We start from the raw sequence: 13,500 nt of genomic DNA, 5'->3' as shown, positions 1-13,500 counted from the left end.
CAGGGGAGGGCGCGGCGGACTGCGACGGGGGCGGGCGAAGGAGATGGGGGACAGCAGGCTGATCCACGGCCGGTACCGGTTGCTCGACCGGATCGGACGCGGTGGCATGGGTGAGGTGTGGCGGGCACGGGACGAGTCACTGGGCCGGCAGGTCGCGGTGAAGTGCCTCAAGCCCGTCGGCGGACACGACCAGTCGTTCGGCCGCGTGCTGCGCGAGAGGTTCCGGCGCGAGGCCCGGGTGGCCGCGGCGCTCCAGCACCGGGGGATCACCGTCGTGCACGACTTCGGGGAGTCCGACGGGGTGCTGTACCTGGTCATGGAGCTGCTCCAGGGCCGCAACCTCAGCCAGCTCCTGGAGGACAACAAACAGCATCCGCTGCCGGTCGGGGAGGTGGTGGAGATCGCCGGCCAGGTCGCCGCGGCCCTCGCCCACACCCACGACCAGGGCATCGTGCACCGGGACCTCAAACCCGCGAACATCGTGCGGCTGGACGACGGCACGGTGAAGATCTGCGACTTCGGCATCGCCCGGCTCGGCCACGACATCGGCTTCACCTCCCGGCTGACCGGCACCGGCGTCGCCATGGGCACCCCGCACTACATGTCGCCCGAGCAGATCAGCGGCTCGGAGGTCGACCGGCGCAGCGACCTGTACTCCTTCGGATGCGTGCTCTACGAGATCGCCACCGGTGTACCGCCGTTCGACCTCGACGACGCCTGGGCGATCCTCGTCGGCCACCGCGACACCCCGCCCCGGCCGCCCCGCGGCCACCGTGCCGACCTGCCCGAACGCCTGGAGCGGATCATCCTGGACCTGCTGGCCAAGGAGCCCGGCGGGCGGCCCGGCAGCGCACGCGAACTCGCCGACCGCATCGGCGCGCTGGGCGCCGCCCCCGCCGCGGTGGCGGCCGGGGCGGCCCGCGCGGACGAGCCCGTGCCGGCGGGCCGCGCGGGCCGGCTGCCGTCGTGGACCCGCGGCATGACCACCGGTCACAAGGCCGCCGGCGCCTCCCCGCGCACCACGTCCCCCGACCCGGCCGCCGGCCTGTCCGGCGCCTGGATCGCCCGCCCCGCAGGCGTGGCACCCCCGCGGCCCCTCGCCGAGGAGCGGCCCGCCCCGGCACCGGAGGCCCTGACCACCCTCGCCGGACGGCACAACGCGGGCCTGAGCCTGGGACGCCTCGGCCGCTGGACGGAGGCGGGCGAGGTGCACCGCGCGGTCGCCGCCGAACGTGAGCACCTCCTGGGCCCCGACCACCCCGACACCCTCGCCAGCCGCTACGAGGTCGCGTTCACCCTCAGCCGCACCGGCCGCGCCGCCGACGCCCTGCGCGCGTACAAGCACGTGGCGCAGGCCCGTATCCGCGCGCTCGGCGCCGACCATCCCGACACCCTCGCCGCCCGCCAGGAGATGGCGTACGTCCTCGGCCGGCTGGACCGCCCCTTCGACGCCCACCAGGTCTACCTCTCGGTGCTCGCCGCCCGCGAGCGGACCATGGGCCCCGAGCACCCCGACACCCTGCGCTGCCGCCACAACCTCGCCTTCAACCTCGGCAGACTCGGCCGCCTGGAGGACTCGTACGCCATGGCGTGCGAGGTGGCCGCCGCCCGCGCCCGGGTGCTCGGGCCCGAGCACCCCGACACCCTCGTCACCCGGTACGAGGTCGCCTACGCGCTCGGCCGGCTGGGCCGCTGGACGGAGGCCCTGGACGCCTACCGGGAGGTGGCCGAGGCACGCGCCAGGGCCCTCGGCCCCGACCACGCCGACACCCTCGCCGCACGCTACGAGATCGGTGTCGGCCTGGGCCGGCTCGGCCGCACGGCCGAGGCCCTCGACCTGTACCGCGGCCTCGTCGAGGACCGCACCCGCGTGCAGGGGCCCACCCACCCCGAGACCCTGCGCGCCCGGCACGGCATCGGGGTCAACCTCGGCCGGTTCGGCCGCTGGGTGGACGCCCTGGCCGAGTCCCGTGACGTGTGCGCCCTGCGCGAGCGGGTGCTCGGCGCCGACCACCCGGACACCCTGGTCAGCCGGCGCGAGGTCGCCGTCGGACTGGGCTGGCTCGGCCGCTGGGCGGACGCCCTGACGGAGTACCGGGCGGTCGCCGACGCGCGCGAGCGGGTCCTCGGCGCCGACCACCCCGACACCCTCGCCGCCCGCGACGACGAGGCGCACTGCCTGGAGCGGCTGGGCCACGGCGAGGAGGCGGCCGGGCTGTACAGCAGGGTGGCGGCCGTCCGGCAGCGGGGAGCGGCCGGAGGAGCGTGAGGCGCACCGTGTCCTGGCCGGTGCGGATCGTCGCGTGCTACCAAGAACCATGACCGCAGCCGAGGGATCCCGGACGTACGACGCCGTCATCGTCGGCGGGGGCCACAACGGTCTCGTCGCCGCCGCCTACCTCGCCCGGGCGGGACGCTCCGTGCTGGTGCTGGAGCGGCTGGACCACACCGGCGGGGCGGCGGTCTCCGCTCGTCCGTTCACCGGCGTCGACGCACGGCTCTCCCGCTACTCGTACCTGGTGAGCCTGCTGCCCCGGAAGATTGTCCGGGACCTGGGGCTCGACGTCCGGCTGCGGACCCGCACCATCTCCTCTTACACCCCCACCGAACGCGACGGACGGCCGACCGGGCTGCTCGTCGGCGGCGGCGAGCGGCGCACCCGCGAGGCGTTCGCCCGGCTCACCGGCTCCGACCGCGAGTACCGGTCCTGGCGGCGCTTCCACGACCTGACCGGCCGCGTCGCCCGCCGTGTCTTCCCCACCCTCACCGAGCCGCTGCCCACCCGCCGTGAACTGCGCCGCGCCGTCGACGACGAGGAGGCGTGGCGGATCCTCTTCGAGGAACCCCTCGGCACCGCCGTCGAGGAGCGCTTCGCCGACGACCTGGTGCGCGGCGTCGTCCTCACCGACGCCCTCATCGGCACCTTCGCCGACGCCCACGACCCCTCCCTCAAGCAGAACCGCTGCTTCCTCTACCACGTCATCGGCGGCGGCACCGGCGCCTGGGACGTCCCGGTCGGCGGCATGGGCGCCCTCACCGACGCACTGGCCGGCGCCGCGCGCGCCGCCGGCGCCGTCATCGCCACCGGCCACGAGGCCGTGCGCATCGACACCGACGGCCGCACGGCCGAGGTCACCCACCGCACCGCCGCCGGCGAGGGCGTCGCCGGCGCACGGCACGTCCTGGTCAACGCCTCCCCGCGGGAACTCGCGAGGCTCACCGGCGACACGCCCCCGCCGCCCGCCGAGGGCGCCCAGTTCAAGGTGAACATGCTGCTCGAACGGCTGCCCAGGCTGCGCGACGGCTCCGTCGACCCGCGGGAGGCCTTCGCCGGCACCTTCCACGTCGCCGAGGGGTACGGTCAGCTCGCCACCGCGTACGGCCGGGCCGCCGCCGGTGAACTGCCCGCCGCACCGCCCTCCGAGATCTACTGCCACTCCCTGAGCGACCCGACGGTCCTCGGCCCGGACCTGGCCGCCCGGGGCTGCCAGACACTCACCCTGTTCGGACTGCACACCCCGGCCCGGTTGTTCGAACGGGACAACGACGCCGTACGCGAGGAACTGCTGACGGCGACCCTCGCCCAGCTCGACGCCCATCTGGCCGAACCCCTCGCCGGCTGCCTGGCCACCGACGCCGACGGACGCCCCTGCCTGGAGGCCAGGTCCCCGCTGGACCTGGAACGCGACCTGGGGCTGCCCGGCGGCAACATCTTCCACGGGGACCTCTCCTGGCCCCACGCCCAGGACGGCACCGGCCGCTGGGGCGTGGAGACCCGGCACGCCAACGTCCTGCTGTGCGGCGCGGGCGCGGTGCGCGGCGGCGGGGTGAGCGGAGTGCCGGGACACAACGCGGCCATGGCGGTCCTGGAGGCCGGGGAGGACTGAGCCGGGAGAACTGAGCCAGGAGGACCGAGCCGGGAGGACCGAGCCGCCGGATCAGTCGGCCGACCGGGTCCAGCCCTCCGCCCGGATCCGCGCCGCGTCCGCCGGGCGCGTCTCGTCGAAGAGCCGGCCGCCGGGAGCCTCGACGCGGACCGCGTCGACATAGGCGCCCCGTCCGACGTACAGCCGGTCCGTCGTGTACCGCCAGCGCAGGGTGAGGAGCCGCGCGGCGGGCAGGGCGGCGGTCAGGTCGTGCCAGACCCGTCCGGACCAGCCCGTGGCGGTGCCCGACGGGTGCCGCTCCGGCTCCGCGCCCCGCCGTCCGGTGGTGAACGGCACCGGCTGCCAGGTGGCGCCGTCGTCCGCGGAGGCCTCCAGGGCGAGGACGTCGGCCCGGGGTTCCGTGTCCCACCACAGCGAACAGCGCAGCCGCGCCTCGCCGGAGGAGGTGTCCAGCGCGGGCAGGGTGAGGGTCGCCGTCGCCGGGCCCGCCATCCCGGAGAACCACGCCGTACGGCCCCGGGCCGGCCGGACCGGCACCGCACGGGCCAGCTGGTTCGCGGCGGCCACGCGGGGCGCGGAACCCGAGCGCCAGCCGCGCACCGGATGCACGGAGTTGCCGAGGACCACGAGGAAGGAGTCGGTGGTCGGGTCGAGCACCAGGGACGTGCCGGTGAAACCGGTGTGTCCCGCCGTGCGCGGTGTGGCCATCGCGCCCATGTACCAGTGCTGGTGGAGCTCGAAGCCCAGACCGTGCTCGTCCCCGGGGAAGGCGGTGTTGAAGTCGGTGAACATCAGCTCCACCGACTCCGGCGTCAGGATCCGCTCCCGGCCGTAGGCACCGCCGTTGAGCAGCGTCCGCCCGAGGACGGCCAGGTCCCAGGCGTCGGAGAACACCCCCGCGTGGCCGGCCACCCCGCCCAGGCTGTAGGCGTTCTCGTCGTGCACCTCGCCCCACACCAGCCCCCGGTCGAGACCCGACCACGGTGCGCGGGCGTCCTCGGTCGCCGCGATCCGCGGCTTCCAGGAGGCGGGAGGGTTGTAGCGGGTACGGCGCATGCCCAGCGGGCCGGTGATCTCCTCGCGCAGCAGGACGTCGAGCGAGCGGCGGGTGAGGTGCTCCAGGACCAGCTGGAGCGAGATCAGGTTCAGGTCCGAGTACCGGTACGCGCTCCCGGGCGCACTGGCCAGGGACTCGTCGTACACGAGCCCCACCTTCTCCTCGTACGTGGGCGCCTCGTAGAGCGGGATCCAGGCGCGGAAACCGGAGGTGTGGGTGAGGAGCTGACGGATCGTCACGTCCTGTTTGCCCGCGCGGCCGAAGTCCGGAAGGTACGAGGCGACGGCCCGCTCCAGCTCCAGCCCGCCCCGTTCGATCTGCTGCACGGCCAGGATCGAGGTGAACAGCTTGGACACCGACGCCAGGTCGAAGACGGTGTCCTCGGCCATGGGGATCTGCTGGTCGGCCGGGAACTCCACACCGCTGTCGGTCACTTCGTCGTACGCCCGGTAGCGCACCGCCATGCCGATGGGCCGGTGCAGTGCGACCGTGCCGCCGCGTCCGGCGAGCAGCACCGCCCCCGCGTACCAGGGGTGTTCGGGGGAGGGGGCGAGGAACGCCTCGGCGTCGGTGACGAGTTGCCGCAGGGGAGCGGAGAGCAGCCCGGCGCGGCGTGCCGATCCGTGCCGCAGGGTCGGACGGCCGCCGCGCGGGGGTGCGGCCGCCGACGCCGGGTCGGCCGGAAGCGCGGCGAACGCCAGCGCGCCCCCCAGGGCCACCGTCCCCGCGCCCAGTTGGCGTCGGGTGATGCTGCCTCTCGCCCCTTCGTCGGCCATCGGGTTCCTCCCGTGTCGGGCCCCCGCGCGAGGGGCTGAAAGATTCTTTCGGGGATCGCCGTGCGGAGTGAAACTTTCCTGTCAGGAGGGGCCGGTGTCAATGGGGCGTGCGCGGTCGCCGGAGGCACCGGGGCGGATCCGGACGTCCCCGGTGCCGCCACGGCCGTCGAGCGGATCGCGGCCGCCGAGCGGCCCGGCCGGCCCTCACTCCCCCGTCCCGCGCAGATCCACGATCCGCCGGATCTTGCCCACGGACCGCTCCAGCGTCTCCGGGTCGACGATCTCCACGTCCACCGAGACCCCGATGCCGTCCTTCACGGCCGCCGTGATGGACCGCGCGGCCTCCTTCCGCCGCGCCGCGTCCGCGTCCGGCCGGGCCTCCGCACGGACGGTCAGCGCGTCCAGCCGGCCCCGTGTGGTGAGGCGGAGCTGGAAGTGGGGCGCCACACCGGGCGTACGCAGCACGATCTCCTCGATCTGCGTGGGGAACAGATTCACCCCGCGCAGGATCACCATGTCGTCGCTGCGCCCGGTGACCTTCTCCATCCGCCGGAACACCCGGGCCGTGCCCGGCAGCAGCCGGGTCAGGTCCCGCGTCCGGTACCGCACGACCGGCATCGCCTCCTTGGTGAGCGAGGTGAGGACCAGCTCACCCCGCTCGCCCTCGGGGAGCACCTCGCCGGTCAGCGGATCCACGACTTCCGGATAGAAGTGATCCTCCCAGATGTGCAGACCGTCCTTGGTCTCCACGCACTCCTGGGCGACACCCGGCCCGATCACCTCCGACAGCCCGTATATGTCGACCGCGTCGATCGCGAACCGCTCCTCGATCTCCTGCCGCATCCGCTCCGTCCACGGCTCGGCGCCGAAGATGCCCACACGCAGCGAGGTGGAGCGCGGATCGACGCCCTGCCGTTCGAACTCGTCGAGCAGGGTGAGCATGTAGGACGGTGTCACCATGATGATCGAGGGCCTCAGGTCCTGGATCAGCGTCACCTGCCGGGACGTCATGCCGCCCGAGGCGGGGATCACCGTGCAGCCGAGCCGCTCGGCGCCGTAGTGGGCCCCCAGGCCGCCGGTGAACAGTCCGTAGCCGTACGCCACATGGGCCACGTCGCCGGGACGGCCGCCCGCCGCGCGGATCGAACGCGCGACCAGGCCCGCCCACAGGGACAGATCGCCCTCCGTGTAACCGACCACCGTGGGACGGCCGGTGGTGCCGCTGGAGGCGTGGATGCGGCGGACCCGGTCGCGCGGCACGGCGAACATCCCGTACGGATAGTTGTCCCGCAGGTCGGCCTTGGTGGTGAACGGGAACCGGGCCAGGTCGGACAGGGAGCGGCAGTCGTCCGGATGAACGCCCGCCTCGTCGAAGGACCGGCGGTAGAACGGCACGTGGTCGTAGGCGTGCCGCAGCGAGCTCCGCAGCCGTTCCAGCTGGAGTGTGCGCAGTCCGTCGGGGTCGAGCCGCTTCGCCGCGTCCGTCATCAGACCGTCTCCTTGCCCACCGTGCCGATCCGGTCGACCGATCATTCGGTCGATCCTCCGGGATCAGTAAGTCAGGCCACCGGCGCCGGGGGCAAGAGCGTGACCCCGCCTCTTCCCACGGCCGGGGGCACCGGTCCACCGGTACTTCTCCCGTGGCCTGTCGGGGGCAGGACCCGGTCGCTAGGCTGACCGCGGACGACGACATCGGGAGGAGCACGGACGTGGCCGAGAGCACCACCCAGCAGCGCCCGCTCACGGGCTGGGACAAGCCGGACCTGGACCTCAGCAACGCGCAGTGGCAGTCCAGCAGTCGGGGCAGGGGCGATGTCCAGATCGCCTTCGTGGAGGGATTCATCGCCATGCGCAACAGTGGCCGCCCGGAGAGCCCTTCCCTGATCTTCACCCCCGCCGAGTGGGGCGCGTTCGTCTCGGGGGCGCGCGAGGGGGAGTTCGACCTGACCTGAACGGCGCGGCGGCCCGTGCGGCGGCGGCCGGCCCCGGGGACGTGTTCCCCGCGTTTTTCCGGACACGCGAGCTGAAGTGCCCGCGCCGGGCCCGGCCTGAGTCAGGCTGGCCCGGGGAAGGCGAAGGTCCGTACTCCGGAGGCGAGGAATGATGAGTACCCAGCCGGTCGTCGCGGCGGTCGACGGTTCCGAGGACAGCCTGCGTGCCCTGGAATGGGCCCTCGACTCCGCCCGGCGGCGCGAGGCCCCGCTGCGGATCGTGCACGTGCGCCAGTACGCGCTCTGGACCCAGCCGGAGGTGCTGGCCGCCGGGCCGCCCGACCCCGACGAGGACCCGGTCCTCGACCAGGTGCGCGACCACCTGGCGAAGCAGGACGCCCTCCCGGCCGTCGAGTACGTCGTGCTGGAGGGCGCGCCCGGTGCGCTGCTGCCCGAGATGGGGACGACGGCCGGGCTGCTGGTGCTCGGCTCCCGCGGGCGTGGGGGTTTCGCGAGTCTGCTGCTCGGCTCCAACTCCCTGGCGGCGGCCCGGGACGCCGAGTGCCCCGTCGTCGTGGTGCCCCGCCCGGGGCCGGACGCCGGCGAAGGCCGGACCGCCGGCCCCGGCGGGTCCGTGGTGGTCGGCATGAACGCCGACAGCCCCGACGAGGCGACGCTCTCCTTCGCCTTCGCGGAGGCCGCCCTGCGCGGCGGCCGGCTGCGCATCGTCTGCGCGTATCCGTGGCCGCTGCAGACCTGGATGCTGCCGGGGGAGATGCCGCCCCCGGACATCGACCAGGACGCGGTCGAACACGAGACGAGGATTCTCGCCGAGGGGTTCCTCGCGCCGCACCGGGAACGGCACGCCGGGGTCGCGACGGAGGTCGTGGTGCTGCCGGGGGACGCGGCCGGCCATCTGGTCGAGGCGTCGCGGGAGTCGGAGCTGGTGGTCGTCGGACGCCATCGGCGCCGTCTGCTGGCGCCCGCCCGGATGATGGGGTCGGTCACGCAGGCGGTACTGCTGCACGCGGACAGCCCGGTGGCGGTCGTACCGCCGGCTCCGGGGGAGGACGCGTAGCCGCGGCCCCCGCCGCGCCGGGCGGGGCGGGGCGGGGCGGCCCACGGTTCCCCCTCGGGCGGCCGACGGCTGAGGGCCCCGTACCATCAGGTGCATGCGGGACCCGATCAGCAGGGACGCCCGGCTCGCGCTGGACCTCGCCCTCACCATCCGCCACGACGGCACCGGCGGGATCGCCGACGACCTGACCGATCCCGCCGGCCTCACCGCCTGGGTGCACGCCCGCCCCGACACGCTGCCCGGCACCGGGCGCTGCACGGCCGGCCCCCACGGCCTCACCGCCGTCCGCGACCTGCGCACCGCCGTGCGCACCCTCTTCGCCCACGCCGTCCGGCCGGCCCGGCCCGGCCCCGCGGACACCACCCGCCCGCTGACCGTCCCCGAGGCCCTGCGGCGCCTGAACGAGGCGGCCGCCCGCACCCCGACCGTCCCCGTCCTGGTCCGGGACGAGGGCGGCGACCCCGTCGTACGGCGACGGCCCGACCCCGACGGAGAGGACCGTCCGACCGCCGTCCTCGCGACTGCCGCCATCGGGTTCCTCGCGAGCCCGGAGCGGGAGCGGCTGCGCGCCTGCCACGCCCCGCGCTGCGTGCGCTACTTCCTGAAGGAACACCCGCGTCAGGAGTGGTGCAAACCGTCCTGCGGCAACCGTGCCCGGGTGGCCCGGCACCAGGAGCGGCACCGGCGGTCCGGACAGCACCGACGGGCTCGCCCGAACGTCCGCACACCGGTCCGGGCACGTACCATGGCGGCATGTCGTTCCTCCGCCGCCGCAGTGCCACGCCCGCCGGGCCCGACTTCGACGTTCTGGCCATGGACCCGGGCGACTGGCCCGGAAACCTGGGCGCCGGGCTGCTGCCCGCCCCCGACGGAAGCTGCCAGGGTGTCTTCCTGCGGTACGACCTGTTCGGCGGCCGCGGCCCCGCGATGATCATCGGGAATCTGCCCGAGGGCTCCCCGGCCCGGGAGGTCTCCGAGGGCGAGGTCCCCTTCGAGGTCGGACAGCTCCTGCTGGCGCTGGAGAACGACGAGGAGGTGACCGTCGTCGGTACCGAGGACGTGCCGGTGATGCAGGGCGACAACCTGCTGATCGTGCGCCGCGTCAAGCTCTCCGAGGGCCGGATCTCCTGCGTGCAGTTCGACCGCAGCGACAACGTCCTGGTGACCATCGCCGCCTGGGACCGCCCCATCACCGACGACCTGTACGCTCTCCTCAAACCACTGCCCGCCGAGCTGTTCCAGCAGGGCTGACACCTCAGGGCCGGGTTCCGCGGGAACCCGGCCCCTCGCCACGTCCGCCGCGCCGCTACGACGACGACACGGTCACGTCCGCCGCCCGCACGAAGCCGATCCGGTGGCCGAACTGGATCCCGTAGTACTGGTCCTCGCCCCGCACCACCCGGTGGGAGGCCTCGTCGAAGGTCACCGCGTAGAGGTACTCGCCGGGCACCTTCCCCCCGGTCACGTACTTCTGGCCCTTCAGCACCGTGTACGGCAGCGGCGACACCGCCTGCGCCGGCACGCCGTCGGGGTAGGCCTCCTTCTCCGGGTACGCCCTGCCGTACACCGGCACGGAGTCGAGGCCCTCGCGCGGGGTCACGACCCTGCCCTTCGCGGGCACGGCGGTGGGGTGCTTCTCCGGGTTCCTGAACCAGGCCTTCCGGCCGAGGTACCAGATGGCGGTCCAGTCGCCCCAGCGGCCGGCGACCGCGTACTGCTGACCGGTGGAGACCCGCGAGGACAGGTCGTTCACCCCCGTGGTCGGGGCCGAGCCCAGGCCGATGTCCCTGATCAGCGGGGAGCCCTCGTCGTGGTCGGAGTACAGCCGCACCGCGCTGGACCCGTGCGCGGCGCAGGGCTCGCCCGCGCTTCCGCAGCCGGTGAAGACCGGCCGGTTGGCGGCGTAGCCGGGCCGGATGGTGACGATGCCGGAGTGCTTGCCGGCCGTCGCCTTCAGGGGGCGGCCGAGCAGCTCGAAGTAGTGCCGCCAGTCCCAGTACGGTCCGGGGTCGGTGTGCATGCCCGGGATGGTGGCCGTGGTCGGCCCGGGCACCGTGTCGTGGCCGAGGATGTGCTGCCGGTCCAGCGGGATGTCGTACTTCTTGGCGAGGTACTTCACCAGCCGGGCCGAGGACCGGTACATCGCCTCGGTGTACCAGGCGTCCGGTTCCGTCAGGAAACCCTCGTGCTCCAGACCGATCGAGCCCGCGTTGACGTACCAGTTGCCGGCGTGCCAGGCCACGTCCTTCGCCTTCACGTGCTGGGCGATGTGGCCGTCCGTGGAGCGCAGGCTGTACTGCCAGGACACATAGGTGGGATCCTGCACCATGTCGAGGACGCCCTCCCAGGCGCCCTCCGTGTCATGGACGACGATGTACCGGATCGACTGCGAGGCGGGCCGGTTCCCCCGGTCGTGGTTGCCGTAGTCGCCGTCCCCGAACTCCTCGTAGGGCGCCGGGATCCACTCGCACGACACCGTCCTCGGGCACTCCGTCCCGGCGGTGGAGGTCCTGCGCAGTCCGGCGCCGGCCAGGGCCGAGGTGTCGGGCGCGAGGCCCGGGCGGGCGGCCAGCGCGATCCGCTGCCCCGCGTCCGTGACCCGCTCCTGACCGGCGCGGATCACCTCGTACACGTCGTCCGCGTACGCCGCGGCGGTCGCGGTGTCGTCGGCGCCGGAGAAGAGCGCCACCGCCGCGTACCAGTCCGCCGGGTCGCCGCTCGGCGGCTCACCCAGCCGCCGCTGTGCCTCGGCCAGCAGTGCGGCGCCGCCCGCCACGTTCGCGGCCGGGTCCTCGCGCAGCCGCTGGGAGCTCAGACCGGTCAGCCGGGCCGCCCGCGGAAGCGTGGTGAGCCGGTCCGGCAGGCCGGCGGTGCGCGGCGCCCGCGCCCCGGGCCGCAGGGGTGGGCGGGCGTCGTCGCCGCGGGGGTCCTCCGTGCCCGCGCCGTGGTGCTCGGCCGCGGCGAGAGCGGTGCGGGCGTCCGTGAGGTGCATCGGCCCGTAGCCGCCGGTCACGCTCGGGGCCCCGCCGTGCGCGTCCCAGCGGGACTGCAGATAGGAGACGCCCAGCAGCACGCTCTGCGGCACGCCGTACTCGGCGGACGCGGCGGCGAACGCCTGCTGGAGCCGGGCGGTGCCCGGCGGGGCGGGGGTGGGCGCGGCGCCCAGCAGGGGCAGTGTGAGGGCGACCGCGGCGAGCGTGCGGAGGGCGCCGCGGGTGGGGGCGGTGGGGGGTTGTCGCAATGCAGCCTCCTGGGCCGGGCGGAGCATGACGCGCCGTACGGAGCCGAGCGGTGCGGTGCCTGTCAGTGGTACCGGCCGACCGACAATCCGTCAATCATGCCCAGGAGAACCCGAATTCCGGGGGAGGCACCCCGCACGCGCCGGGCCGCGCGACCACCCCCGCCCGCGCGGGAGGCTAGCGGGTGCCCACCGCCGCCCGAACCGCCCTGCGGGCGAGCTGGCAGTCGTCGTGCAGCCGCCGCAACAGCAGCCGCTGCTCCTCACCGGAGTGGGCGGAGCCCGGATGCCCCGCCGGTACCGCCTCCTGCATCGAGCGCTGCACCGCCGTCTCGTAGGTGCGGATCTCCCGGGTCAGCACCAGCATCAGATTCACCAGGAACGCGTCCCGCGAGGCGGGACCCGCCGACTGGGCGATCTGGCTGATCTGACGCCGGGCCACCGGCGCGTCCCCGAGGACCGACCACAGCGTCGCCAGGTCGTACCCGGGCAGGTACCAGCCCGCGTGCTCCCAGTCCACCAGCACCGGACCGGCCGGTGAGATCAGGATGTTCGACAGCAGCGCGTCGCCGTGACAGAACTGGCCCATGCCCTGCCGCCCGGTCGCCAGCGCGATGCCGTGCAGGAGCTTCTGCAGGTCGCCGAGGTCCCGGTCGGTGAGCAGCCCCAGCTCGTGGTACCGGGAGATACGGGCCGCGTAGTCCAGCGGCGCGTCGAACGTCCCGGCCGGCGGCCGCCAGGAGTTCAGCCGGCAGATCGCGCCGAGTGCCGCCCTGATGTCCGCCCGCGGCGGTGCCTCCGCCGGGTGCCGCTGGAGTGCCGCCACCCGGCCGGGCAGCCGCTCGATCACCAGCGTGCAGTTGTCCGGATCCGCCGCGATCAGCCGGGGCGCCCGCACGGGTGGGCGGTGCCGGACGAACGAGCGGTATGCCGCTATTTCATGGCGGATGCGCTCGCTCCACGCGGGAGAGTGGTCCACTAAGCACTTGGCGACCGCGGTGCTCCGGCCCGTGGTGCCGACCAGGAGGACGGACCTGCCGGTGCGGCGCAGCACCTGGACCGGGGTGAACTCCGGACAGATGCGGTGCACCGAGGCGAGCGCGGTGCGCAACTGGGCGCCCTGCGGGCCGGACAGGTCGAGCCTCCCGCTGAGCGGCTGGGTGCCCGGTCCCGCTGTGCGCCGTGCGCCGCCGGCGCCGAGGACGGGGGCGGCCGGGCGCGCGGGGGAGAGGTAGGGGCCGCTGTCCGACGGACGCGGACGCAGCGGCCGGGGCGGGGCGGACACGGAGGACGATGCTGCGTACATGGGTGATACAGATCCCTTCGTGTGCCTGCGACGTCAGCGCACCACCCGGCCCGGCCGCCCGGGCGCACCCTGGGGGAATGCCCCTGCGGCGACGGGGTCGTGGTGGCGCGTTCCTACTCGACACCGGATGGCCCCTGGCACACCATCTGGCGCACCCTGGCGAACCCTGGCGAATAGTCGCCCGGCAACCCGCACCGGGCTACTGTCAACTCAGCCGAGAACCTGGG

At 74.3% G+C, this 13,500-nt stretch carries 9 protein-coding genes and 1 pseudogene; 6 read left to right on the top strand and 4 right to left on the bottom strand.

Features of this window, described 5'->3' with window-relative positions; translation table 11 throughout:
* Positions 1-43: 43 nt before the first annotated feature.
* A complete protein-coding gene (locus ACZ434_RS22350; RefSeq protein WP_468458469.1) occupies positions 44-2,269 on the top strand; it encodes a serine/threonine-protein kinase in 2,226 nt (741 codons plus the stop codon).
* A 49-nt stretch (positions 2,270-2,318) separates the two neighbouring features.
* A complete protein-coding gene (locus tag ACZ434_RS22345; protein WP_468458467.1) occupies positions 2,319-3,887 on the top strand; it encodes a phytoene desaturase family protein in 1,569 nt (522 codons plus the stop codon).
* Between the two features lie 51 nt (positions 3,888-3,938).
* On the opposite strand, the gene ACZ434_RS22340 is transcribed toward ACZ434_RS22345, so the two are convergent.
* Positions 3,939-5,720, bottom strand: coding sequence for a serine hydrolase domain-containing protein (locus ACZ434_RS22340; RefSeq protein ID WP_468458465.1), 1,782 nt, complete (start codon positions 5,718-5,720; stop codon positions 3,939-3,941).
* A gap of 204 nt (positions 5,721-5,924) precedes the next feature.
* Complete coding sequence (paaK, locus tag ACZ434_RS22335) at positions 5,925-7,208, bottom strand: phenylacetate--CoA ligase PaaK (protein ID WP_468458463.1); 1,284 nt, start codon at positions 7,206-7,208, stop codon at positions 5,925-5,927.
* A 221-nt stretch (positions 7,209-7,429) separates the two neighbouring features.
* Here paaK and ACZ434_RS22330 point away from each other — a divergent pair, with 221 nt between their 5' ends.
* The 4 genes and pseudogenes from ACZ434_RS22330 to ACZ434_RS22315 all read left to right on the top strand — a co-directional run bounded on the left by ACZ434_RS22330 (position 7,430) and on the right by ACZ434_RS22315 (position 9,980).
* Positions 7,430-7,672, top strand: a complete 243-nt coding sequence (locus ACZ434_RS22330; RefSeq protein ID WP_145870994.1) for a DUF397 domain-containing protein — start codon at positions 7,430-7,432, stop codon at positions 7,670-7,672.
* Positions 7,673-7,823: 151 nt separating this feature from the next.
* On the top strand, positions 7,824-8,729 hold the full coding sequence (locus ACZ434_RS22325; RefSeq protein ID WP_468458695.1) for a universal stress protein: 906 nt from the start codon (positions 7,824-7,826) through the stop codon (positions 8,727-8,729).
* A gap of 94 nt (positions 8,730-8,823) precedes the next feature.
* Positions 8,824-9,420, top strand: a pseudogene (locus ACZ434_RS22320) (CGNR zinc finger domain-containing protein); the annotation flags it as partial.
* A 62-nt stretch (positions 9,421-9,482) separates the two neighbouring features.
* The gene (locus tag ACZ434_RS22315; protein ID WP_468458461.1) at positions 9,483-9,980 is read left to right on the top strand and encodes a hypothetical protein; all 498 of its coding nucleotides are present in this window, start codon (positions 9,483-9,485) and stop codon (positions 9,978-9,980) included.
* Positions 9,981-10,035: 55 nt separating this feature from the next.
* Here the strand turns inward: ACZ434_RS22315 and ACZ434_RS22310 are convergent, their stop codons facing one another.
* Together ACZ434_RS22310 and ACZ434_RS22305 are read right to left on the bottom strand one after the other, a co-directional pair.
* Entirely contained in the window at positions 10,036-11,997 is a 1,962-nt protein-coding gene (locus ACZ434_RS22310; protein WP_468458459.1) for an N-acetylmuramoyl-L-alanine amidase, read from the bottom strand.
* A gap of 148 nt (positions 11,998-12,145) precedes the next feature.
* Entirely contained in the window at positions 12,146-13,273 is a 1,128-nt protein-coding gene (locus ACZ434_RS22305; RefSeq protein ID WP_468458456.1) for an aminoglycoside phosphotransferase family protein, read from the bottom strand.
* Positions 13,274-13,500: the final 227 nt, after the last annotated feature.

Source organism: Streptomyces sp. NPDC030893, assembly GCF_055571535.1.
This window is presented reverse-complemented; position numbering and strand designations above follow the sequence as displayed.

Bases quoted from the DNA above. Each gene is read 5' to 3' on its own strand.
- ACZ434_RS22350 (WP_468458469.1), top strand. From the start codon at position 44: ATGGGGGACAGCAGGCTGATCCACGGCCGGTACCGGTTGCTCGACCGG.
- ACZ434_RS22345 (WP_468458467.1), top strand. From the start codon at position 2,319: ATGACCGCAGCCGAGGGATCCCGGACGTACGACGCCGTCATCGTCGGC.
- ACZ434_RS22340 (WP_468458465.1), bottom strand. From the start codon at position 5,720: ATGGCCGACGAAGGGGCGAGAGGCAGCATCACCCGACGCCAACTGGGC.
- paaK (WP_468458463.1), bottom strand. From the start codon at position 7,208: ATGACGGACGCGGCGAAGCGGCTCGACCCCGACGGACTGCGCACACTC.
- ACZ434_RS22325 (WP_468458695.1), top strand. From the start codon at position 7,824: ATGAGTACCCAGCCGGTCGTCGCGGCGGTCGACGGTTCCGAGGACAGC.
- ACZ434_RS22315 (WP_468458461.1), top strand. From the start codon at position 9,483: ATGTCGTTCCTCCGCCGCCGCAGTGCCACGCCCGCCGGGCCCGACTTC.
- ACZ434_RS22310 (WP_468458459.1), bottom strand. From the start codon at position 11,997: ATGCTCCGCCCGGCCCAGGAGGCTGCATTGCGACAACCCCCCACCGCC.
- ACZ434_RS22305 (WP_468458456.1), bottom strand. From the start codon at position 13,273: ATGTACGCAGCATCGTCCTCCGTGTCCGCCCCGCCCCGGCCGCTGCGT.